A 21,691-nucleotide genomic window follows, 5' to 3' on the forward strand; every position below is an offset into this window, starting at 1 on the left:
AGACCTCATGACCGAACTTCCCCGCGTGGAGCGAGCGGGCACCCACACGCGGCTGATCGTGGACGGCTCACCGTTCTTCTGCCTCGGCGGCGAGCTGCGTAACTCCAGCGCCTCTGATCCCGTGCACATGGCACCCATCTGGGACGTGATCGGGAGGTCCGGAGTGAACTCCGTCATCGCTCCTGTCGGGTGGGACCAGGTGGAGCCGTCCGAGGGTGCGTTCGACTTCAGCGTCGTCGACGAGCTGCTCTCAGGTGCGCGCTCGGCGGGCGTCCGCCTCGTCCTCATCTGGTTCGGTGCGTACAAGAACGCCTTGTCCACATATGCACCCACGTGGGTTCGCCAGGACTCCGCCCGATTCGAGCGAGCCGACCGCGGACCGTCCCCCGTGCGGGCTCCTTTCAGCTATGTGGGATCCATGCCTCGCCCCACGCTGTCGGTGTTCTCCGGGCCCCTGCGAGAGGCGGACGAGGCAGCCTATGGAGCCTTGATGAAGCACGTCGCCCGGGTGGACGAGGACCACACCGTCATCATGATGCAGGTGGAGAACGAGGTCGGGCTCTTGGGGTCGAGCCGCGACCGTTCGTCCGCCGCCCTGGTCGCCTGGCTGTCGCCCGTTCCGGAGGCCCTCGTCGAGGCGGTGGCGACCGAACCCGCCGCCTTCGACGACGACGTCGTCGAGCTGTTCGGGCGCTCGCGCGCGGGCGGGGCATCGTGGCAGCAGCGATTCGGCGACGACGACCCAGTGGCCGACGAGGTCTTCATGGCGTGGGGGTTTGCCAGCTATGTCGGCGCCCTGGCGGCGACGGGCAAGCGGATCAAGGCCTTGCCGGCGTACGCGAACGCCTGGCTGGGCCCCCAGCCAGGTCAGGACATGCCGGGCCAGTATCCCAGCGGCGGTCCGACCGCACGGATGAGCGGGGTGTGGCGCGTCGCCGGACCGGCGCTGGATTTCGTGTCCCCCGACATCTACATCTCCGACAGCGAGTCGGTCATGCGCGACTACACGTCGGGCATCAACCCGCTCTTCATCCCTGAGGCGCGTGTCCTGACCGGTGACGCATTCCGCGCGCTAGGTGCTTTCCACGCCATGGGTTACCACGTCTTCGGAATCGACGACGTCCGTGAAGACAGCCAGCTCTACGACGCCTTCCGGAAACTTCTCGCACTCGCGCCGCAGATCCTCGAAGCCCAGCGGGACGGTCGCGTGATGGGGTTCGCACTGGATCCGGGGACGGATGCTGCCACCGCCCGCCTCGGGTCGACGACCGTCACGGTGCGAAGTGCGCCGAAGCTCCTCTCCGACATGCTGCTGGATGCGGGTGTCCGGCTGCCGGAGCCGGCCCCGCTTCCCGACGAGACTCTGCCGACCGCCCACGCGCCCTCCCCCGCAGACTCGCGTCCGTTCGGAATCGTCCTGCAGACCGGAGATCTCGAATACGTCGCACTGGGACGGCAGGCGATGATCGACTTCAGTCGGGAGGGATCCTTGCTCGAGATCGACAGCCTGCGGGAGCTTCGTCTTGACGACGGTGCCTGGGTCGAGGGCCGCATCCTCAACGGAGACGAACGACTGATGATCCTCGGCCCGCACGGGGTCTCGGCCGCGAGGATCACGCTGATCGAGCGGTGAGTGAGCGTCGGCACGACGTCATGAACGCCGAGGCGCTGACCACGGAGGAACAAGCGTGCCGCTGGGGGTGCCATCGCTCGGTGATCGACTCCCGTAGAGTCGTGGCGGGTCGCGCCCAGGCACCGGCGAGACTCGCATCCGGACGGGCTCAGCACGGTGCGTACTACGCGGGAGCTGTCCCGAGGGTTCTCCCGGTTGTTCTCCCCATCCCCCGGGCCTCTAGCTCAATTGGCAGAGCAGCGGACTTTTAATCCGCGGGTTGTGGGTTCGATCCCCACGGGGCCCACCCAGAAGGTCCGGCCGGGCGACGGCTCGGTGCCGTGACCGAACCGCCGCCCGGCAGGCTCAGTACCCCCGCGAGCTGTCGGCGGTGACCGGTGCGCCGCGCAGCGTCGAGACGTACTCGTCGGTCGTCATCGGCTTGGAGAACATCGGGTAGTCGTACTGGATGGCGTTGTCGTGCTCGGCCTGGGAGGTCGCGCCGACCGCGTCGGTCAGGGTGATGACCTCGAAGCCCTTCTCGTAGGCGGAGCGCATGGTCGACTCGACGCAGCAGTTGGTGAGGAAGCCCGCCAGCGCCACGGTCGTGATGCCCTTGGACCGCAGGATGAAGTCGAGGTTGGTCGACCCGAAGGCGTCCAGGCCGCGCTTGCCCTCGACGACGATGTCGCCGTCGACGGGCGCGACGTCCGGGACGAAGTCCGCGCCCCACGAGCCCTTGACGAAGGCGTTGGAGTCGACGACGCCCTTGAGGATGCCGTAGGGGTGCGCGGTGATCTCGCCGTAGCCGGCCTGGAACGAGATCGGGCTGTGGATCACGGTGGCGCCTGCGGCGCGGGTGGCCTCGAGCGCTGTCGCGGCGTGCGCGAGCATGTCGGTGCTCGCCATCACGGCCTCGACCGCGCCGTGCAGGACGCCGCCCTTGGTGGTGAAGTCGTTCTGGAACTCGATCAGGACGAGTGCCGTCGTCTCCGGGTTCATCTCTGCTCCTTTGCTGGAAATGTGAAACGGGCGGAACGGGTGGTGCAGATCAGGGGAGGGCCTGCTCGGCCAGCAGCTCGACGACGTGCCGGTAGGTGGCGCCCGTGGCCCGGCTCATCCCGAGCTCGCAGGTGCGGTTACAGCTAGCGTGCGCCTGCGCGTCGAGCCGGACAACCTCGGCGGCCTCGCGCCGGGTCGCGGCGGCGGTCAGCTCCGGGTGCAGCATCCCGCGGTCGCCGGCGAAGGCGCAGCAGCCCCAGTCGAGCGGCACGGTGACGGTCTCGGCGACGGCCTGCGCGACGTCGAGGAGCGCCCCGTCGAGGCCCAGCTGGGTGGACGAGCAGGTCGGGTGCAGCGCCAACGAGGGCAGCCGCTCGTAGGGCCCGAGCACGGGCAGGACGCGGTCGGCGACGAAGGCCACGACGTCGACGACGTGGAGCTCGTCGCCCAGCAGGTGCCGGAATCCCTCGGTGCACGACGAGGCGTCGCTGACGATCGGCAGACGCCCGCCGTCGGTGGCCTCGCGGACGACCGGCAGCACCCGCTCCTTCATCGCGTCGTGGCCGGCGACGATCCCCTTGGACGACCACGGCGTGCCGCAGCAGAGGGACTCGATCGCGTCGGGAACCAGCAACGTCAGACCCGCGGCGGCGCACAGGTCCTCGAACGCGACCTGGACCCCGGGTCCCTCGGCCGGGCCGAACATGACGTTCACGCACGCGGGCAGGTAGACGGCGTCGGGTGGCGACGAGGGCCGAGGCCGGCGGCGCGGACGCCCGCCGCGCGGGAGGTCGGGCGTCCACCGGGGCACGGTGTCGGCACCCAGCAGGACGCGACCGGCCGCCGTGACCGCGCCGACGAAGGGCAGGACGTCGGCCGCCGTGAGCGCCGCGGAGGCGAGCTTCGTGGTGCTCCCCCAGTGCTTCGCCGCGGCGGTCCAGACGGCCGCGGTCGGGGCGGGCAGGTTCTCGCGGCGGAGCGTCTTGACCAGCAGACCCGTGTTGATGCCGACTGGGCAGGCGGTGCCGCACATCCCGTCGACGGCGCACGTGTCCACCGCCGGGTACTCGTACGCGCGCTCGAGCCGCTGCGCCAGAGGCGTGTCCCCGGCCAGCTCGGCGCTGCGGATGTCGCGCCGCAGCACGATGCGCTGACGCGGGGTGAGGGTGAGGTCGCGCGACGGGCACACGGGTTCGCAGTAGCCGCACTCGACGCAGCGGTCGACCTCCGCCTCGACCTGGGGCGCGAGCTTGATGTGGCGCAGGTGCGCCTGCGGGTCGTCGGACAGCAGGACGCCGGGGTTGAGCAGGCCCCGCGGGTCGAACAGCCGCTTCACCTCGCGCATCACGTCGTAGAGCTCGTCGCCGTACTGCCGCCGGACGAACGGCGCCATGACCCGGCCGGTGCCGTGCTCGGCCTTGAGCGAGCCCCCGTTGTCGAGGACGAGCGACACGAGGTCCTCGGTGAACCCCGAGTACCGGGCCAGCTGCTCGCTCGTCTCGAAGCGGTCGGTCAGCATGAAGTGGATGTTGCCGTCCTTGGCGTGCCCGAAGATCACCGCGTCCTCGTAGGCGTACTTGTCGAACAGCGTGGTCAGCGACGTGCACGTGTCCGCCAGCCGCTCGACCGGGACGACGACGTCCTCGAGCAGGGCGGTCGTGCCGCTGCGCCGGGCGCCGGCGACCGAGGTGTACAGCCCCTTGCGCAGCTTCCACAGGTCGCGACGGACGACGGCGTCAGTGGTCGGCTCCGCCGGCCCGAGGGCCGGGCGCGCCTCGCCGACCAGGTGCGCGAGCTCCTCGGCCGACGTCGCCTGGTACTCGACGAGCAGCGCGGCCTGCCGGTCCACGGTCAGCGCGGCGACGGCGGGCGGGCAGTCCGTGAGCCCCTGCCCCACGCGCAGGGAGGTCGCGTCCATGAGCTCGAGGGTCGCGGCACCGGTGGCGACGAGGGACGGCAGGGCGCGGTTGGCCGACGACAGGTCGTCGAAGACGAGCAGCGCGGCGGCGGCGTGCGTGCGCAGCGGGACCGTGCGGAACGTGGCGGAGGCGACGAAGGCCAGGGTGCCCTCGGAGCCGACCACGAGGTGCGCGAGCATCTGCGGCGCGGTCTCGAAGTCGAGCAGGGCGTTGACGCCGTAGCCCATGGTGTTCTTCATCGCGAACTGGCGCGTGATCGTCGCGACCGAGGCCGGGTCGTCGAGGATCCGTCGGCGCAGCGTGTGCAGCCCCGCGTACAGGGCGGGCTCGAGGGCCGCCAGCCGCTCGTCGGCATCGGGCGCCCCGGTGTCGATCACCGTGCCCGACGGCAGCACCGCGACCAGCGACTCCAGGGTGTGGTAGCTGTTCTCCTGGGTCCCGCACGCCATGCCCGAGGAGTTGTTCGCGACGACCCCGCCGATCGTGCAGGCGACCTCGCTGGCCGGGTCAGGCCCCAGCTTGCGGCCGTGCCGGGCCAGCCGGGCGTTGAGGTGCCGCACGGTGACCCCCGGCTGCACACGGACCCGTGCGCCGTCGTCGAGCACCTCGATGCGCTGGAAGTGGCGACGCACGTCGACCAGCACACCGTCGCCGCCGGCCTGCCCGGACAGGCTCGTCCCGCCCGCGCGGAAGGTCAACGGCACGCCCGCGGCCGCCGTCCGCCGGAGCAGCCGGGCCACCTCGTCGGCGTCCCGCGGGGCGACGACGGCCTGCGGGACGAGCAGCATGTGGGACGCGTCGTGCGCGACGGCCCGGCGGACGAGGTCGTCGGTCCGGACCTGCGCGGGGTCGGCGACGCATCCCGCCAGCAGGGCGGCGAGCGTGTCCGGCGTCGATGCCGTCGAGGTCATGGGGCTCCATCTGACGTGTCGTCAGATTGTCGGACAAGTAGACTCACCTGACAAGAGGCCCGCACCCTCTACGCTTCAGGGACGCAGCGGAAGGACGGCGATGGCGCGAGGGATCGTGGTGACGAGCCTGGTCGACGCGGTCGTCGACGACCTGCGCACCCTCGTCGTGACCGGCACCCTGGCCCCCGGCACCCCGCTGACCGAGCTGGACGTGGCCACCCGGTACGACGTCGCGCGGGCCMGCGCCCGCGCGGCGATCGAGCGCCTCACCGCCGAGAAGGTGCTCGTCCGGAACAACCACAAGACCGCGAGGGTCGTCGAGCTCGGTCCGGACGACGTGCGGGACATCTACCGGACGCGCACGTACCTGGAGTCCGAGGTGCTGCGCCGGCTCGCCGACGAACGCCGGGTGCCGGAGTCCGCACGCGAGGCCAACGCCGAGATCGCCGCGCTCTGGGCGCAGGGGTCGTACGCGATCGTCGAGCCCGACATGCGGTTCCACACCAGCCTCATCGACGCGCTCGGCAGCACCCGGACGAGCGCGATGTACCACTCGCTCGCGTTCGAGGTGAAGCTCTGCATGGCGCAGCTGCAGGGCCGGCAGCGGCTGAGCCCCGAGATCATCGTCGCCGAGCACGCGCGCCTGCTGGAGCTCATCGACGCCGGCGACGCCGACGGTGCGGCCCGCATGCTCGACGAGCACCTGGCCCGCGCCCGCGAGCTGCTCGCGGCGTCCCTGGGCGGCGAGGCCGGCCCGGAGGCGTTCGTCCACTCGTCGGCTCTGCCCGTATAGGCCGGCAGGACGCTCTTCCCAAAACGCCTCGAGATGGGCAGGGTGACGGGTACCCACAGCCTGACCGAGGAGAGCCACCATGCCGATCCTTCGCCCCGGTCAGGGCGCCGCCGCCGTCGTCGCCGCCCTGACCCTCGTCCTGACCAGCGCCGCAGGCGCGCAAGCCCACGGAAAGCCGCCCAAGCCGGCGAAGACCGTGACCGTCAACCTCATCGCCTTCAACGACTTCCACGGCGCGATCGACCCGCCCACGGGCAGCGGCGGGCTGGTCAACGGGACCCCGGCCGGAGGCGTCGAGTACCTCGCCACCGCGGTCAAGAAGCTGCGGGCCGAGCAGGAGACCGAGTCGCCGTACAGCTTCACCGTCGCCGCCGGCGACCTCGTCGGCGCGAGCCCGCTGGTCAGCGCGGCGTTCCACGACGAGCCCACGGTCGACGAGATGAACAGCCTCGGGCTCGACGTGACGAGCGTCGGCAACCACGAGTTCGACGAGGGCGTCCCCGAGCTCCTGCGGCTGCAGAAGGGCGGCTGCCACCCGGTCGACGGCTGCCAGGACGGCGACGGGTTCGCCGGGGCGAAGTACCCGATGCTGGCCGCGAACGTCGTCTACAAGAAGTCCGGCCTGCCGATCCTGCAGCCGTTCACGATCGAGAACGTGGGCGGCGTGAAGGTGGCCTTCGTCGGGATGACGCTCGAGGGCACGCCCGGGATCGTCAACCCGGCCGGGATCACGAACGTCAGCTTCCTCGACGAGGCGGACACGGCCAACAAGTACGCCCGCGCGCTCAAGTGGCTCGGGGTGAAGTCGATCGTCCTGCTCCTGCACGAGGGCGGCCAGCAGAACGGGCCGGCACCGCTGGACCCGAGCGGCTGCGTCGGGTTCTCGGGCGCCGTGACGGAGATCGTCTCGAAGCTGGACCCGGCGTACGGCGTGGTCGTCAGCGGCCACACCCACCGGTCCTACAGCTGCGCGCTGCCGAACTCTTCGGGCGCGAACACCATCGTGACCAGCGCGGGGACGAACGGCACGGTCCTGACCGACATCAGCATGACGCTCGACAAGAAGACCGACAAGATCGTCGCGGCCGACGCGCACAACCTCATCGTCGAGAACGGCGTGAAGAACCCGGACGGCACCTGGCAGCAGTCCGCGCCCGGCGTCTACGTCCGCAACCCCGCGACGGTCGACCCGAACGCCAAGGTCATCGCCGACAAGTACCGCACCGCGGTCGCACCGCTGGCCAACCGGGTCGTCGGCTCGATCACGGCCGACATCACCCGGGCGACGTCGGCAGCCGGTGAGAGCGCCCTCGGCGACGTCATCGCGGACGGCATGGTGGCCTACACCCCGTCGGCCGGCGTGCAGCTCGCCCTGATGAACCCCGGCGGCATCCGAGCCGACCTGGCCTTCGCCAGCTCTCCGGGCGGCGAGGCACCGGGTCAGGTGACCTACGGCGAGGTGTTCACGGTGCAGCCGTTCAACAACCTCGTGGTCACGGTGACCGTCACCGGCGCCCAGCTCAAGGAGGTCCTCGAGCAGCAGTTCGTGGGCTACGCGGGCCAGACCACGACCAAGATCCTGCAGGTGTCGGACGGGTTCACCTACACGTACTCCGCCTCCGCGGCGCTCGGGAGCAAGGTCAGCAACCTGGCCCTGAACGGTGTCCCGATCGACCCGGCTGCGACATACCGGGTGAGCACCAACGACTTCCTCGCGAACGGGGGCGACGGGTTCACCAACCTCACCGCCGCCACCGACCGCGTCACGGCACCCGGCTTCGACGTCGACTCGCTCGCCGCGTACCTCGGCGCCGGACCGAAGGGACCGGGCCCGCAGAACCGGATCACGCTCGTCCCGTGACGAGGCGCTGACCACCGACGAGACCCCCGGCGACCACGGCTGCCGGGGGTCTCGTCGTCGGCGCCGGAGCCCGTGCCGTCGCTGCGCGTCCGGGGGCGCCCCTGTAGGGTCTCGACCGGATTCGACCATTTCGGAGGGGGCCCACGATGGCGCGGCTGGACGCGGTACGACGACGGATCTCGCTGAGCGACGACGAGTTCGAGACCCTGCGGCTCGTGCACAACGGCGAGCCGGTGGCCGACGAGGCCCGCCGGGCACTCCTCGACGCGGGGATCGTGAGCGCCGACGGCGACCTGGCACCGCTCGTGCTCGACCTGGTGCGCACCGTGTCGGGCCCGATGATCGAGTGCGCGATCGAGACGGCCGGCCCGCAGGGTCCCGCCAGCGCGCTGCTCGCGGTGCGCGAGGAGACCGTCTGGTACACCGACCCGTGGCCGCAGGACGACGCCACGTCGGTCACGTACTGCCAGGACGAGCTCCCGCAGGTGCTCTGGATCCTCGCGCGGCTCGTGGGCCTGCGTCGACGCGAGGTGCCGCGCGTGGCGACGCCCTTCACGGTGCCCCTGCGGGCGATCGACGCGGTCGTGCAGACCATGGCTCTGTCCGACGACGCGTGGGAGCCCGCGCGGGTCGTCGCGACGGCGCAGCTCGAGCGGTTCTTCGGCGACGAGATCGCCGACGAGGACCGGACGATGCTCATGGCGACGCTCTCGTTCCTCGAGTCGACGGCCCGCGTGACGATGGTGTGGGGTCCGCAGATCGACACCGACGCCCGCGGCCTGGCCCTGTGGGACTGCGGGCCGGGCGGGTACTGGGTGCGCGAGCAGCCGACCGAGCCGCTGCGATCCGAGGACATCACACCGGACACTCCCGCAGTGTTCCGGCCCGTCTCCGGCGGTGAGGTGTGGCGGCTCCTCGGCAGCCTGCTCCCGTCGTCGGCGGATCTACGGGCGGTGCTCGACCGGATCCCCGCGCCGTGACGGTCAAGATCGACAAGGAGGTCCTGGCGGCCACCGTCATCGCGCTGGACGACCTCGCCAGCGACCTGCCCGGCCTGTTCGCCCGCGCGAGCGGGCTCGGCGCCCGGGTGGACATGGCCGGCCTCAACGGAGCCGACCAGTGGGCGCTCGACACGACACGCGACCTCCAGGCCCGCATCGGGGTGCTCGAGCAGATGGCGCAGGCCGACCCGACCTTCGCGGGCGTGCACATGACGCCGCAGCAGGCCCTGGAGGTCGCGGGCCAGTCCATGCGGGTCGAGGACGCGGCGCTGGCCCTCGAGGTCTCCGGGACGCCGGCCGACGCCTGGGAGGGGGACCCCGCCAACCTCAGCGAGTGGTTCGAGGACCTCGAGGCGAAGGCGCTGCAGAAGCTCACCGGCATGAGCGACGCGGAGCAGGCCGAGCGGCTCGTCGCCGCGTACAACGACGTCCAGAACCTCGTCACCGCGAGCGCCGCCGTGACGGCGACCGTCTCCCAGATCGTCCTGAAGGGCGGCGCCGGCCTCAGCCGGTGGCTCGCTCAGCGCGGCATCGTCGAGCCCGCGCTCAACTCCCTGGTCGCCTCCGGCCGGGTGGACCTCGCCAACTGGCTGAGCGGCGCGCTGAACGTCGTCGACTCCAACTACATCAACGGCAAGATCCAGTTCACGCGGCCCGGCTCGTTCGTCCCGAACACGACGCAGAAGGTGCTCCTGCGTGCGGCGTCGACGATCGAGGACTTCGACGCGTGGGTGCTGCGGACCTCGTCGGCGGTCAAGCCCTACACGCTCCCGGGCGGTACGCCCGAGCCCACGCTCGTCGCGGCCATGCTCAAGAGCCGCCCGGGCGTCTCGGCGACGACCTGGATCTCGTCGATGCTGGAGAACGAGAAGGTCGGTCAGCTCGTGCAGCGGGCCGCGACGTGGGGCAACAACATCTTCGGGCGGCCGTGGACGAACACGGTCACCGGCGTCACCTACGGGCGCGGCGCCGGCAACCTGTTCACGATCGCCAACCAGTCCGGCCTGCGGACCATGGCGTCCAGCGCCGGCGCGCTGCGGATCCTCGGGGTGGCCGGCAGCGCGTTCGCGACGGCCGACGGCGTCGTCGGGCTGGTGAACAACTTCGACGAGAACAACAAGCTCTGGGAGGAGGGCGGGACCCAGGGCAAGGCCCACGTGATCGGCGAGTACGCCGAGACCGCGTTCAACGCCTCGATGACGGCCGCCCTCATCGCGCCCAACCCCGTGACCCTCGGGCTCGTCGCCGTCACCGGCCTGGTGTGGGCCGGGGCGGAGGTCGTCGAGCACTGGGACGACATCACCGGAGCCGTCTCCGACGCCGCGGACTGGGTCGGTGACACCGCCGACAAGGCCGCCGACTGGGCGGGCGACCGCCTGGACGACGTCAAGGACTCGGACCTCAACCCCATGAACTGGTTCTGAGGGGGACCCATGACCTCTGCCGAGCTGTACGCCAAGGCACGCGACCTCGAGGCGCTCGCCGACGACGTCGAGGTGAGCGTGGACGCGGCGTGGGTCGTGGCCAGGTCGCCCGAGTGGGAGTGCGCGAACGCGACGGACGTCCGCGGCGCCCTGGACCAGTGGCGCTCGGCGGCGCGGTCGTCGGCCCGCAACCTTCGCGACGAGGCGTCGCGGGTGCGCGGCGAGGCGCGCAAGGCCGAGGACAAGGAGCAGGAGGCGCTCGACGCCCAGACGAAGCAGCCGCAGTGACCGACGTCTGGGCCCCGCTCGGCGTCGCCGGCTCGGTCGAGGTCGTCGACGAGATCACGCACCAGCAGTTCGCGACCCTGCCGGCCACGTCGCCGCACCAGCACCGGTGCGACCTCGTGATCGCGGGGATCGCGGTCGACGTGAGCTGGCGGCTCGGACGGGTCCTGATGTCGTCGATCGCCGAGCCCGGCGGCTCGCGCGAGATCGTCTCGGGGAAGGCCGACTTCGACGACAGCGGGCCGGACACGTTCCTGTGGCACCACTCGACGATGCCTCTGGCCGTCCTGGGCGACGCGGTCGCGGTCGAGCGCGAGCGCAGCGGCCGGGACCGGTGGGCGTTCCGGGTGGACGGACCCGGTGGCCGCACCTGGACGTGGCGACCCGGCGGCACGCTCCTCGCGGACCGCATGGAGCTGACCCGCGCCGGCGACAAGGACCCGGTCGTCACGCACACCCTGCGCCCGGTGCCCGCGCACCCGCGCTCCCCCGCCGGGCCGCCGACCGTCTCGTGGCGGGACGGCGCGAGCCTCGTCGAGGTCCTCATGCCCGTGATGTGGGTCCTCGAACGCGCCCACAAGGGGCTGCTCCCCAAGGCGCAGCGGATCGCCCGGATGGAGTTCCTGTGAGGGGTTCGTCCTAGAATGCCGCGGTGATCCGGTACCAGGAACGCTCCCCCAGCCCGCGCGCGTGGCTCGTCTTCGCCGTCATCGTCGTCGTCGCGTGGGTGGCCCTGTTCCTCGTCGACACGAGCACGATCTGGCTGGCGACGAGCATCGTCGGCATGCTCGCCGTGATCGCGGCGATCACGATGTGGAGCACCGGGCGCTACGGGAACATCACGCTGACCGACTCGCTCCTTCGAGTCGGTCGGGCGCGGATCCAGCTGTCCGACCTGCACCCCTACGGCGTCTCGGAGCCGGGCGAGACGCTGGGCGGCAAGATCATCGGCGGCGCCTACGCGCAGGCCATGGGGACGGGCGTGATCGGCCTGACCATGCGCGACGGCACGAGGTCGCTGGTGCAGACCAAGGACCCGGACGCCTTCCGCGCCGCCCTCAACGAGGCCCTCGTCCCGTTCCGCGCCGAGGTGTCCTGACCGCTCCGGTGTCCTGAGGGGTCAGGGCAGCGGGACCTGCACGAGCTGCCAGGACCCCGCCGTCACGAGCAGCCCGCGGCCCGGCGTCGACGCACCCAGCGCGGAGCGCGGCACGCGCAACCCGAAGACGTCGCCGTCGTTGGGTGACGCCGGCGCGAGCAGGATGCCGTTGCGGGACTTCTTCATCGTCGCCGCCGGACCGCGGTAGCCGCTCGACAGGTCGTCGGCCGAGCCGGCGCCGACGACGAGGCCGGGCCGGTCCCGCAGGGCGCCGAGGTGCGCGACGATCGCGTCGGCGATGGGTCCGTCGGTGCCGACGAGCTCCAGGTCGTCGACGAGCAGCAGGGCCGGGGTGTCGTCGACGGGGACGAGCGCCCCGAGCAGCTCGGCGATCTGGTCGCGCGTCGCGTCGAGGTCGAGGGCGCCCACGGCTCGGGGTGCGAGGTCCCGCAGCGGGCTGCGGCGCGGGGTCAGGATGCCGACCGTCCAGCCGCGGTCGAGCGCGGACACGCCCATCGTCAGCAGCGCGGTGCTGCGCCCGGACCGCCGCGGCCCGACGACGAGCACCCCGGGCCCGTGCTCCTCGGCGTCGAGGCCGAACAGCGCGAGCGAGTCGCCACCGACGCCGGCCGGCACCGCGGTGCGGCCGAGCGCGGGGCCGCCGAGGGCCGAGGCCTCGGCGAGCGTCACGCGGGTCGGCAGCGGGTCGACGCGGAACGGCGGGAGCGAGTCGTCGCGCACGGCCTCACGGGCCAGGCGCTGCAGCTCGGCCACCTGCGCCGGCCCGGACGGGTCCTCCACGAGCAGGCTGACCTGCAGCTCCTGGGCACCGCCCTGCGACCGGAACGCGCGGCCGTCGGGCAGGTTCGTCGGGACGTCGCGCGGCTTCATGCCGATCGCGCCGTAGTCGCCGACGTCCGACATCGGGAGCATCACGCGGTCCTCGGTCAGCGTCGAGACCCGGCCGGACAGCAGCGACCGGTCGCCGCTGACGACGACCTTCACGCCGGCCCCCGGGCCCTCCTGCAGGATCTGCGTCCACAGGTCCACGAGCGCCCCGGCGTCGTAGTCCTCGAACGCCTGGATGAACCCTTCCCACCGGTCGAGCAGGACCAGGAGGTAGGGCAGCCGCTCGGCGGGCGCGGACCGGGCCCGCTGCTCGGCGACGTCGGCGAACGACTGCTCCGCGAGCAGCTGCTGCCGGCGCGAGATCTCGGTCCGCAGCCGCCGCGTCAGCCGCGCGATCCGGTCCGGCTGGTCGCGCGTGACCACCGCGCCGGTGTGCGGGAGGGCGACGAGCGGCAGGAGCGCGTTGTTGCCGAAGTCGAGGCCGTAGACGTGCACGTCGCGCGGCGAGACGCGCGTGGCGACGGCGGCCGCGAGCGCACGCAGCACGGTCGAGCGGCCCGAGCGGGGCGCGCCGACGACGGCCAGGTTGCCGGCCGTCTCGAGGTCGTGCGTCGCGACCGCGCGCCGCTGCTCGGCCGGCAGGTCGACCAGCCCGTAGGGCAGACGGAACGGCGTCGCCGCGAGCTCGGTGGCACCCTGCGCGACGAGGTCGGCGGTGGTGACGACGGTGGCCAGCGCGGGCAGCCAGGGCGGCGGCGGGGCCGAGATGCCGGTCTGCTCCGCCGCGGCCTGCACGGCCGTGACCAGCGACGCGAGGTCGGTCTGCGCGTCGTTGTCGTCCTGCGCCGACCGCTCAGGCACAGCGGGCGGGCGGCCGATCGCGGACCACCCCAGCGGAGCGACGTCGACAGCCCCCCCGCCGTCCGACGCCGTCGGCGGGCGCCCGCCCACCCGGGAGGACTGGAACGCGACGAGGCTCGAGTGCCCGAGACGGGCGTACGCGCGACCGGGCAGGTTCGACGGGATCTCGGCGGCGTCGCCCGACTCGATGACGTCCTGGCTGTCGTGGCGGTCGGTGACGCGCAGCGCGATGCGCAGGTTGGTGTTCGACTTGATCTCGGCGCTGACCACACCGGCCGGCCGCTGCGTCGCGAGCACCAGGTGCACGCCGAGCGAGCGCCCGCGGCGGGCGATGTCGACGAGCCCGGTGACGAAGTCGGGCAGCTCCGCGACGAGCGCCGCGAACTCGTCGATGACGATCATCAGGCGGGGCATCGGCTCGTCGTCGGCGGACCGCCCGGCCAGGTAGTCCTCGATGTCCTTGGCGTCGGCGCCCGCCAGCTGGTGCTCCCGGCGGCGCAGCTCGGCGGCGAGGCTGTCGAGCGCGCGGCGGGTCAGGTGCTCGTCGAGGTCGGTGACCATGCCGACGGTGTGCGGCAGGCGGCTGCAGTCCTTGAACGCGGCGCCGCCCTTGTAGTCGACGAGCACGAACGTCATCTCGTCGGGCCGGTTGCCCACCGCGAGCGACGCGATGAGCGTCTGCAGCAGCTCCGACTTGCCGGAGCCCGTGGTCCCGGCGACCAGCCCGTGCGGCCCGTCGGCACGGACGTCGACCGTGAACAGCCCGTCCGTCGTCTCCCCGATCACCGCGCGGGTGGTCCGGCCGCCGCGGGCCCAGCCCGCCGCCACGGCCCCCGCCCCGGGCGGGTCCAGCGAGAGCACGTCGAGCAGGCGGGAGGTGGTGACCAGGGACGTCGAGAGGTCCTCGGAGCTGATGTCGCGGACGGGCGCCAGCGACCGGCCCAGCCGCTCGAGCCAGACGACCGGCACGACGTCGGGCCGCACCCCGTCGACCGGCTGCTCTCCCGCCACCGACACGGTCGCATCGAGGCCGTTCACCACGACGACGGCCTGGCACTCCTCGGGCAGCTGACGCTCCTGCTCGTCGATGCACAGGAAGTACACGCCGACCGACGGCCCCTCGCGCAGCAGCGTCACCAGGCCGGGCAGCATCCGGATCCGGCGCGCCCCGTCCAGGACGACCAGCACGGGCGGTCCGGCGACCACGTCGCGTGCCCCGGTGCCCCGGGCGGCGTCGCGACGGCGGTCGACGAGGTCCAGCAGCTCGGCGACGCGTCGGGCGGTCGTCTCGTCGTCGTTCCCCACGGAGGCGACCGGGCCGGCGTCCCGACGCGCGTGCGGGAGCCAGCGCACCCACCCCCAGACGTCGTCACCCTCGCCGTCCGCGAGCAGCACGACCGACACGTCCGCCGGCGAGTGGGCGGTGACCACCTGCGCGAGCATCCACGCGGCGACGCGACGACGCTCGCGCTCCGAGCCGGCCACCCCCGTGACCCCGGCGCGCGCGAGCGGCACGGCGACCGGGACGTCCGAGGCGGTCCAGTGCAGAACCCGCTCGTGGTCCGCTCGCTCGGGGTCGTGCAGCGACACCTCGCTCGGCACGTCGGCGGTGCCCACCCGGGCCAGCATCCAGTCCGGGTCGGTCCGCCGGCGCTCCCACAGGCGCGCACGCGGACCGGTCGCGAACAGCAGGACCGAGGCCGGGTCGGGCAGCTCGCGTCGTCGCGCGGAGCTCTCCTCGCCGAGGGCGTCGTACGCCTGCTGCTCGATGCGTGCGGTGCGCTGCGCGTAGGTGCGGACCGCCTCGACGTGCTGCGTCTGGCGGCTGCCGCGCGAGGAGATGTAGTTCGACAGAGCCATGAGCGGCGAGAGCACCATGATCACGAGCCCGTACGGCGACCTGGTGAGCACGTAGGTCGCGGCACCCATGAGCAGCGGCAGCGCCATCATCGCCAGGGGGAACCGCTGGCGCTCCGGCGAGCGCGGCTCGGTGGGCAGGCGGAACTCGGTCGGGCGGGCCGGCGGCAGCAGCCGCGGGGGGCGGTTGTAGTCCAGGGTCGCGCCGGCCGGCGAGAGCGACAGCGACGCGTCCGGCCGGCCGACGTCGGCGGTCTCGAGCACCACGTCGCCGACGACGAGCGACTGCCCGGGCAGCCACGCGCGGGGCGCTTCGAGGGCGATCCGGTCGACGTGCACGAGCGGGCGGTCGGCCTCGGGGTCGATCTCCACCATGCCGTCGAGCCCGCGCCGGGCCTCGGCCAGCCGACGGGAGTACTTGCGGCTCCCTCGGCGGTCGGGCGCCTCGTCGCCGCCCTCCCGGCGCACGACGATCGGTCCCTCGAGCGGGCGGCGACGGTGCGGGGCCGGGCGCGTGGACCCGATCACGGCCGGCGCGGGCAGCAGCGTCCGTGACCCGTCGGGACCGACCTCGAGGATGACCGTGCACGCGGGGTCGTCGCCGTCGACCCGCACGGACGCCGAGGAGCCGGTGCCGATCTCGTGCCGACCGACCGCCAGCCGGTGCACCCGCCCCGCGCCCGGCCCGGACACGATCCGCACCTCGCAGGAACCGGTGGGCTCCTCCCACGGGTCTCCGGGATCGGCGCCGATCCCCACGACGGCACCGTGGCGCAGGGGGCAGCGCTCGACCGGCTCGTCGGGGTCCAGCTCGCGGCCGCGCCACCACAGGGGTGGCGCCTCGTCGGATCCCGCGGGACCCACCTCGACCACACCGAGGTGACCCGAACCGCGCGGGACGACCCGCGCCTGGGTGCTCGGCACGTGCGCCGCCACGGCGTGCGCCACGTCGCGGACGCGTGCGCCCGGCGCGCACTCGAGCACGACGTCGACCGTCTCGTGCGCCCCGTCGACCGCTACGCTGAGGATCAGTCGCACGTCCTGCCTCTCGTGCTCGTGGACAGACGTGCGGCCCGCCCCTACGAGGGCGGGCCGCACATCGACCCGCTCAGATCCGGTCGCCCTCGCCGGTGGCTGCAGCGATGTTGTTGTGGTTGGTCCGGACGTCCGCAGCGGCGCCGTCGAGCGCCTCCTGCAGCTTGTCCAGGTTCGCGCGATAGTCCTGCCACAGGGCCCGGAAGTCGTCAGCGTACTTGCCTGTCCACTCGGCGGCGTTGACCCCCTGGTCGACATGCGACTTGATGTCGGCGGCCTGCTGAGCGTTCTGCTGGAAGGTCTTGAACAGCGCCTGGAGAGTGCTGAGCTCGGCACCAACTGCCACGGTGGTCCTCCTCGTAGTCCGGCTGCGCCCGGTCGGGCGTCGCGACACGTCGACATTACCGACATACCGCGGGATGCGTGACTCGTAGCGCATCTGCGCGGGCGTACCGGGCGGGTGTCAGAACCGCTCCGTAGCCTGAACCCATGTCCCTGCAGGTGGTCCCGGCCCTCGGGCGCTACGACGACTTCTTCGAGGTCGTCGGTGTCAAGAAGCCGGGTGGCGGCGGGTGCTGGTGCATGTCGTACCGGGACAGCCGGGTGCCCAACGAGGAACGCGCGCAGTACATGCGCGACGAGTGCGCGACCGAGCCGGGCCCGGGGGTCCTCGCGTACGTGGACGGCGAGGTCGCGGGCTGGTGCTCGGTCGCACCGCGCAGCAGCTACCGGCGGCTCATGCACTCGCGGACCATCCCGTTCGTCGACGACCGCGACGCGTGGAGCGTCGTCTGCTTCGTGGTGCGGCCGCGCTTCCGGCGCCAGGGGCTCATGCACGAGCTGCTCGCCGGGGCGGTCGCGCACGCGCGGGCGAGCGGCGCCGAGGTGGTCGAGGGGTACCCGGTCGTGCTCACCGACGACGACCGGGTGGACGTGATCTCGGGGTACGTGGGCACCAGCCGCCTGTTCGAGTCGGCAGGGTTCACGCAGGCTGCCCCGACCGCCGGCCACAGCGGGGGCAGGGACCGGGTCGTCATGCGGCTCGAGCTCGGGCGCTGACGACGACCGCTCGACCGCGACCCCTGTACGGACCGCGGATCGGCATGCATGATCGTCGGACGCACCACGGCACCAGACCGGACCCGTCGAGGTCCGTCCACGACCCGCCGGCACCGCCCGCGCAGGAGTCGCCCACCCGCATCGTCGCCCCCACCCTCGGGAGACCTCTGTGCTGCCTGCCGCCGTCCGCACCGTCCCCGTCACGCTCGGTCCCTTCGTCGACGACGTCGGCGAGCCGTGGACCGGCCGGGTGACCGTCACCTCGTCGACGGTGCGCGTCTGGCGCGCCACCGGGGCGGTCGTCGCGCCCCGACCGGTCGCGGTCGAGCTGGCGGACGACGGGACGGCCCGCGTGACCCTGACCGCGACCGACCAGCCCGGGTTCACCGACACCTCGGGGCGCGCGCTGGACGCCTGGACCTACACGGCCGTGCTCGAGCAGGACGGCGCCGAGGTCTCGCGCCACGAGTTCGCGGTCCCCACACCCCCCGCGCCCACGGGCATCACCCGCCGTGCGGCATTCCGCGCCGGCGCCGTGACGGTCGCGGCGGCCGCCGTCGCCGCGTCCTCGGCGCAGTCGGCCGCCGCGATCCCGCACGCGGTCGCACGCCAGGCGTCGGTCCTGCCGGCCGTCATGACCTTCGACGACGACGTCACCATCGGCAGCTCCGCCAACCCGAGCACGCTGCTCGTGAAGTCGTCGGCCGCGGGCGGGACGACGGGTGGGCCCGGCTACTACGACTCCACGGGCCGGATCGTGCTCGAGACCTACCAGCCACACTTCGGCTCCTACGGCGAGTCCGTCCGCGTGCAGCTCAAGGACCCGCGCGCCAAGGGGATGCTCACGTACCAGGGGAACTGGCCGAAGCCGCACTACCCGGACGGCGACTACACCTGGCTGAAGACGCACCCGACGCAGCCGGTGACGATCGCCTGGATCGGCGCGCACTTCCTCAACAACGACGACCCGAGCAGCCTGCAGAAGAACCTCTGGCACGGGCACATCAACTTCGAGGTGCCCGACGCGAGCGGCGCGCTGCGCACCCGGCTCGAGGTCAAGATCATCGACCCGGTGACCGGGAAGATCGGCACCGACCGCTCGGCCGTGCGCACCAACATGGCGGACTTCGAGCTCCAGGTGGGCAGCGCCGAGGAGCAGCTGCGGATCGTCGGCTCGGACGCCCACCCGAAGGACCTGACGTTCTCGACGGAGGTCGGCGCGAACCAGCCCCGGTGGACCCTGCGGGCCACCCGGACCGACGCGGACCTCGAGCTGCGGCGCTACAAGGCGGGCAACAGCTACCAGGACTCGCCCCTGAAGGTGGACCGCGACACCGGCCTGGTGCAGCTGGGCGGTGACGCGGGCACGTCCGCGGGCGTGAAGGTCGTCCAGCGCGGTGGCGTCGGGCTCACCGTCACCCCGCTGGCGGCGGGCGGTCAGGGCATCCTCGTCGCCGGCACGGACCCGACAGCCCGGATCGTCCAGGGCGAGGTCACCGGCGACGTCGCACGCCGGTTCGCCGCTCTCGTCGACGGGACCATGCAGTGGGGAACCGGAGCCACCGACCGCGACACGCAGCTCTACCGGCGAGCCCCCAACCAGCTGGGCACCGACGGCGGGGTGTTCCTGCGCAGCAGCGCGGTCCCGGCGACGGCCTCCACGGGCGGCGTCCTGTTCGTCGACGAGGGAGCGTTGAAGTTCCGGGGCGGCAACGGGACCGTGACGACGATCGCACCGGCCTGACGGGCCCGGGCGGGCTACGACGTCGTGGCACCCCACAGGTCCGCGAGCGCCGGGTCGTCGTCGACGCCCTCGACCGCGGCTCTCAAGGGCCGGTGCGCTCCAGGTACGCGGAACCTCGGGGCGAGAGCCGGTAGCCGACCTCGAGGCTGTGCGTCAGCCCGAGCTCCTTGAGCCGGCGGACGTCGCGCTTGAACGGCAGCGTCTCGCGGCCTTGCGAGGCGGCCAGGTCCGGCGCGCGGGTGGCGGGCCGGTCGCGGATGAGCTCGAGCGTCTGCCGGGTCCACGGGGCGCGGGCGTCCCAGCGGGCGAGGGTCGCCGTCAGGGTGGCCAGCTGCTCGGCCGTGAACGACGTGTCCGCCGAGAGCGCGACGCGCGGGTCGGGGCCTCCCCACGAGAGCTCGACCCGGAACAGCGGCAGCTCGGTCCGGCCGCCGACCACCTCGTCGACGGACGACGCGCCGGCAGCGAGAGCCTCGTCGAGCGTCGCGCCGGAGACCTCGTCGACCGAACCGACGCGCACGACCCCGACCGACGACAGGAAGGATCCGCCCGGGGTGACCCGAGGCGTGGCCCAGCGACGGAACGCCAGCGTGACGTCGCCCCTGCGGATCCCGTCGGCGGTGCGCTGGTTCAGGAGCACGCGACCACGCTACGCGCTGAGCGAACCCCGGGAACGAACGCTCCAGTCCGCCGGTTGAACGCCGATATGAACACCATGGAGACGCAACCGCTGACCACCGCCGACCGCTGCGACCGCTGCGGCGCGCGCGCCTACGTCCGTGTCACTCTCCCCGTCGGCGAGCTGCTCTTCTGCGGCCACCACGCCCGCGAGCACGCGGAGAAGTTCACCGAGATCGCCCTGCACGTCCAGGACGAGACCGACCGCCTGCGCACCGAGTTCGCCGGGGCGTCCCTCTAGGCGTAGGCGCCAGCACCGCCGGGCGCGTCGAGGACGGCCCGCTGCGTCTCGCTCTGACCGGGCCGGCGACCCCTGTGCCCGGGGCAAGGGCACCGACCTGGCCTGTCGGCAAGCGGACTGCCCGCTTCCCGGCCCGGGCCCGACATGATGGCTCCCATGGAGCTCGCGTTCACCGGCGGCATCGCCGCGATCGTCCTGTTCGGTGTCCTCGGTCAGCTCCTGGGCAAGGCCACGGGCATCCCGTCGATCATCCTGCTGCTGCTCCTGGGCCTCCTCGTCGGACCGGTGCTGGGCTGGGTGAACCCGGACGACATCCTCGGCGACGACCTCTTCCCGCTGGTCTCGATGGCCGTCTCGGTCCTCCTCTTCGAGGAGTCCCTCAAGCTCGACTTCCGGCGGCTGCACGGCGGGGCGCGACGGCCGGTGCTCGGGCTGGTCACGGTCGGGGCGGCACTGACGGGGATCGGCGCGTCGATCCTCACCTGGATGGTCTTCGACCTCCCGGCGGCCCGCGCCGCGGTGATCGGCGCGATCCTCATCGTGTCCGGACCGACCGTCGTCGGGCCCCTGCTCGCGGTGATCCGGCCCAAGCAGCCGCTCGAGTCGGTACTCGCGTTCGAGGGCATCTTCATCGACCCGATCGGCGCGACCGTCGCCCTCGGCATCACCAACTACGCCCTCCACGAGCACCCGCAGGGGCTGTTCCAAACGGGGCTGACGGGGATCGCGACCGGCGTGCTCACGGCCGCGCTGTACGTGGTCCTGATCCGGTTCGCCCGCGTGCCTGCATCCATGCACGTCGTCCTGGCACTCGCCCTCGCGCTGACCGCGTTCGCCGTGGCGGAGTCGTTCTTCGAGGAGTCGGGCCTCTGGGCGACCACCGCCCTCGGCGTCACGCTGGCCAACCAGCGGTTCGTGAAGCTGGGCGCGCTGCACGAGTTCGGCAGCCACATCGGCGCGCTGCTCATCGGCTCGTTGTTCATCGTGCTCGCCGCGCGCGTGGACCTCGATGCGCTCGTGACGTACGCGTTCGGCACGCTCGTCCTGGTCACTCTGCTGGTCCTCTTCCTGCGGCCGGCCGTGGCCTGGATCGCGACGTCGAGGACCGTGCTGTCCCGACGAGAACGCCTGATGGTCGGCTGGATGGCCCCCCGCGGCATCGTGGCGGCCTCGACCGCGAGCCTGTTCGCGCTCCAGTTCGAGAACGCGGGCAAGCCGTTCCCGCACCTGGTGCCGGTCGTGTTCGGCGTGGTGCTGGCCACCGCCGTGGTCTACGGATTCACCGGGCCGATCGTCGCCGACCGGCTCGGCGTGCGGTCCGACGTCGCGACGCCGCTCGACCAGGACGGCATCCCGGTACCGGACGCGTAGGGGGCAGCAGTTCGATCGATACCGTCCCGAGACCGGGATGTTACTTACCAGTAAGAACCTCGTCATGTCCGCAACATCGGTGTGCTACT

At 72.5% G+C, this 21,691-nt stretch carries 17 protein-coding genes and 1 tRNA gene; 13 read left to right on the plus strand and 5 right to left on the minus strand.

The window, feature by feature from the left end:
- Positions 1-7 precede the first annotated feature (7 nt).
- Together AC1DUE_RS05035 and AC1DUE_RS05040 are read left to right on the plus strand one after the other, a co-directional pair.
- Entirely contained in the window at positions 8-1,633 is a 1,626-nt protein-coding gene (locus AC1DUE_RS05035; protein WP_477038305.1) for a DUF5597 domain-containing protein, read from the plus strand.
- 213 nt (positions 1,634-1,846) lie between these two features.
- Positions 1,847-1,919, plus strand: a tRNA-Lys gene (locus AC1DUE_RS05040).
- 59 nt (positions 1,920-1,978) lie between these two features.
- Here the strand turns inward: AC1DUE_RS05040 and AC1DUE_RS05045 are convergent.
- Together AC1DUE_RS05045 and AC1DUE_RS05050 are read right to left on the minus strand one after the other, a co-directional pair.
- Entirely contained in the window at positions 1,979-2,614 is a 636-nt protein-coding gene (locus tag AC1DUE_RS05045) for a cysteine hydrolase family protein (protein WP_477038306.1), read from the minus strand.
- A gap of 49 nt (positions 2,615-2,663) precedes the next feature.
- A complete protein-coding gene (locus AC1DUE_RS05050) occupies positions 2,664-5,444 on the minus strand; it encodes an FAD-binding and (Fe-S)-binding domain-containing protein (RefSeq protein ID WP_477038307.1) in 2,781 nt (926 codons plus the stop codon).
- 100 nt (positions 5,445-5,544) lie between these two features.
- Between AC1DUE_RS05050 and AC1DUE_RS05055 the strand changes: the two genes are divergently transcribed.
- The 7 genes from AC1DUE_RS05055 (at position 5,545) to AC1DUE_RS05085 (ending at position 11,907) form a co-directional block, all read left to right on the plus strand.
- Positions 5,545-6,237 carry a GntR family transcriptional regulator gene (locus AC1DUE_RS05055; protein ID WP_477038308.1) on the plus strand — a complete coding sequence of 231 codons (693 nt, stop codon included), beginning with the start codon at positions 5,545-5,547 and terminating at the stop codon, positions 6,235-6,237.
- A 79-nt stretch (positions 6,238-6,316) separates the two neighbouring features.
- Positions 6,317-8,098 (plus strand): bifunctional metallophosphatase/5'-nucleotidase, encoded by a 1,782-nt coding sequence (locus AC1DUE_RS05060; protein ID WP_477038309.1) that lies wholly within the window; start codon positions 6,317-6,319, stop codon positions 8,096-8,098.
- A 146-nt stretch (positions 8,099-8,244) separates the two neighbouring features.
- Entirely contained in the window at positions 8,245-9,078 is an 834-nt protein-coding gene (locus tag AC1DUE_RS05065) for a hypothetical protein (protein WP_477038310.1), read from the plus strand.
- Positions 9,075-10,523, plus strand: a complete 1,449-nt coding sequence (locus AC1DUE_RS05070) for a hypothetical protein (RefSeq protein WP_477038311.1) — start codon at positions 9,075-9,077, stop codon at positions 10,521-10,523. Before AC1DUE_RS05065 ends, AC1DUE_RS05070 begins: the two co-directional genes overlap by 4 nt.
- Positions 10,524-10,532: 9 nt before the next feature.
- The gene (locus tag AC1DUE_RS05075; RefSeq protein WP_477038312.1) at positions 10,533-10,811 is read left to right on the plus strand and encodes a hypothetical protein; all 279 of its coding nucleotides are present in this window, start codon (positions 10,533-10,535) and stop codon (positions 10,809-10,811) included.
- A complete protein-coding gene (locus AC1DUE_RS05080) occupies positions 10,808-11,437 on the plus strand; it encodes a hypothetical protein (protein WP_477038313.1) in 630 nt (209 codons plus the stop codon). The genes AC1DUE_RS05075 and AC1DUE_RS05080 overlap by 4 nt, the downstream gene beginning before the upstream one ends.
- A gap of 23 nt (positions 11,438-11,460) precedes the next feature.
- A complete protein-coding gene (locus AC1DUE_RS05085; protein WP_477038314.1) occupies positions 11,461-11,907 on the plus strand; it encodes a DUF3093 family protein in 447 nt (148 codons plus the stop codon).
- 21 nt (positions 11,908-11,928) lie between these two features.
- Here AC1DUE_RS05085 and AC1DUE_RS05090 read toward each other — a convergent pair whose 3' ends face one another.
- Both AC1DUE_RS05090 and AC1DUE_RS05095 read right to left on the minus strand, forming a co-directional pair.
- The gene (locus AC1DUE_RS05090) at positions 11,929-16,512 is read right to left on the minus strand and encodes an FtsK/SpoIIIE domain-containing protein (protein WP_477038315.1); all 4,584 of its coding nucleotides are present in this window, start codon (positions 16,510-16,512) and stop codon (positions 11,929-11,931) included.
- A 70-nt stretch (positions 16,513-16,582) separates the two neighbouring features.
- Positions 16,583-16,855 carry a WXG100 family type VII secretion target gene (locus AC1DUE_RS05095; protein WP_477038316.1) on the minus strand — a complete coding sequence of 91 codons (273 nt, stop codon included), beginning with the start codon at positions 16,853-16,855 and terminating at the stop codon, positions 16,583-16,585.
- Between the two features lie 143 nt (positions 16,856-16,998).
- Between AC1DUE_RS05095 and AC1DUE_RS05100 the strand changes: the two genes are divergently transcribed.
- Both AC1DUE_RS05100 and AC1DUE_RS05105 read left to right on the plus strand, forming a co-directional pair.
- Positions 16,999-17,568 carry an N-acetyltransferase family protein gene (locus AC1DUE_RS05100; protein WP_477038317.1) on the plus strand — a complete coding sequence of 190 codons (570 nt, stop codon included), beginning with the start codon at positions 16,999-17,001 and terminating at the stop codon, positions 17,566-17,568.
- A 169-nt stretch (positions 17,569-17,737) separates the two neighbouring features.
- Positions 17,738-19,312 (plus strand): hypothetical protein, encoded by a 1,575-nt coding sequence (locus tag AC1DUE_RS05105; protein ID WP_477038318.1) that lies wholly within the window; start codon positions 17,738-17,740, stop codon positions 19,310-19,312.
- An 82-nt stretch (positions 19,313-19,394) separates the two neighbouring features.
- Here AC1DUE_RS05105 and AC1DUE_RS05110 read toward each other — a convergent pair whose 3' ends face one another.
- Positions 19,395-19,952 carry an ASCH domain-containing protein gene (locus AC1DUE_RS05110; RefSeq protein WP_477038319.1) on the minus strand — a complete coding sequence of 186 codons (558 nt, stop codon included), beginning with the start codon at positions 19,950-19,952 and terminating at the stop codon, positions 19,395-19,397.
- A gap of 66 nt (positions 19,953-20,018) precedes the next feature.
- Between AC1DUE_RS05110 and AC1DUE_RS05115 the strand changes: the two genes are divergently transcribed.
- Together AC1DUE_RS05115 and AC1DUE_RS05120 are read left to right on the plus strand one after the other, a co-directional pair.
- Positions 20,019-20,231: a DUF7455 domain-containing protein gene (locus AC1DUE_RS05115; RefSeq protein WP_477038320.1), complete on the plus strand. Its 213-nt coding sequence runs from the start codon at positions 20,019-20,021 to the stop codon at positions 20,229-20,231.
- Positions 20,232-20,387: 156 nt separating this feature from the next.
- Complete coding sequence (locus tag AC1DUE_RS05120; protein ID WP_477038321.1) at positions 20,388-21,602, plus strand: cation:proton antiporter; 1,215 nt, start codon at positions 20,388-20,390, stop codon at positions 21,600-21,602.
- Positions 21,603-21,691: the final 89 nt, after the last annotated feature.

It is taken from the genome of Cellulomonas sp. P4_A2 (assembly GCF_056402515.1).

Coding starts and splice junctions, on each gene's coding strand:
- AC1DUE_RS05035 (WP_477038305.1), top strand. CDS start 8: ATGACCGAACTTCCCCGCGTGGAGCGAGCGGGCACCCACACGCGGCTG.
- AC1DUE_RS05045 (WP_477038306.1), bottom strand. CDS start 2,614: ATGAACCCGGAGACGACGGCACTCGTCCTGATCGAGTTCCAGAACGAC.
- AC1DUE_RS05050 (WP_477038307.1), bottom strand. CDS start 5,444: ATGACCTCGACGGCATCGACGCCGGACACGCTCGCCGCCCTGCTGGCG.
- AC1DUE_RS05060 (WP_477038309.1), top strand. CDS start 6,317: ATGCCGATCCTTCGCCCCGGTCAGGGCGCCGCCGCCGTCGTCGCCGCC.
- AC1DUE_RS05065 (WP_477038310.1), top strand. CDS start 8,245: ATGGCGCGGCTGGACGCGGTACGACGACGGATCTCGCTGAGCGACGAC.
- AC1DUE_RS05075 (WP_477038312.1), top strand. CDS start 10,533: ATGACCTCTGCCGAGCTGTACGCCAAGGCACGCGACCTCGAGGCGCTC.
- AC1DUE_RS05100 (WP_477038317.1), top strand. CDS start 16,999: ATGTCCCTGCAGGTGGTCCCGGCCCTCGGGCGCTACGACGACTTCTTC.
- AC1DUE_RS05115 (WP_477038320.1), top strand. CDS start 20,019: ATGAACACCATGGAGACGCAACCGCTGACCACCGCCGACCGCTGCGAC.
- AC1DUE_RS05120 (WP_477038321.1), top strand. CDS start 20,388: ATGGAGCTCGCGTTCACCGGCGGCATCGCCGCGATCGTCCTGTTCGGT.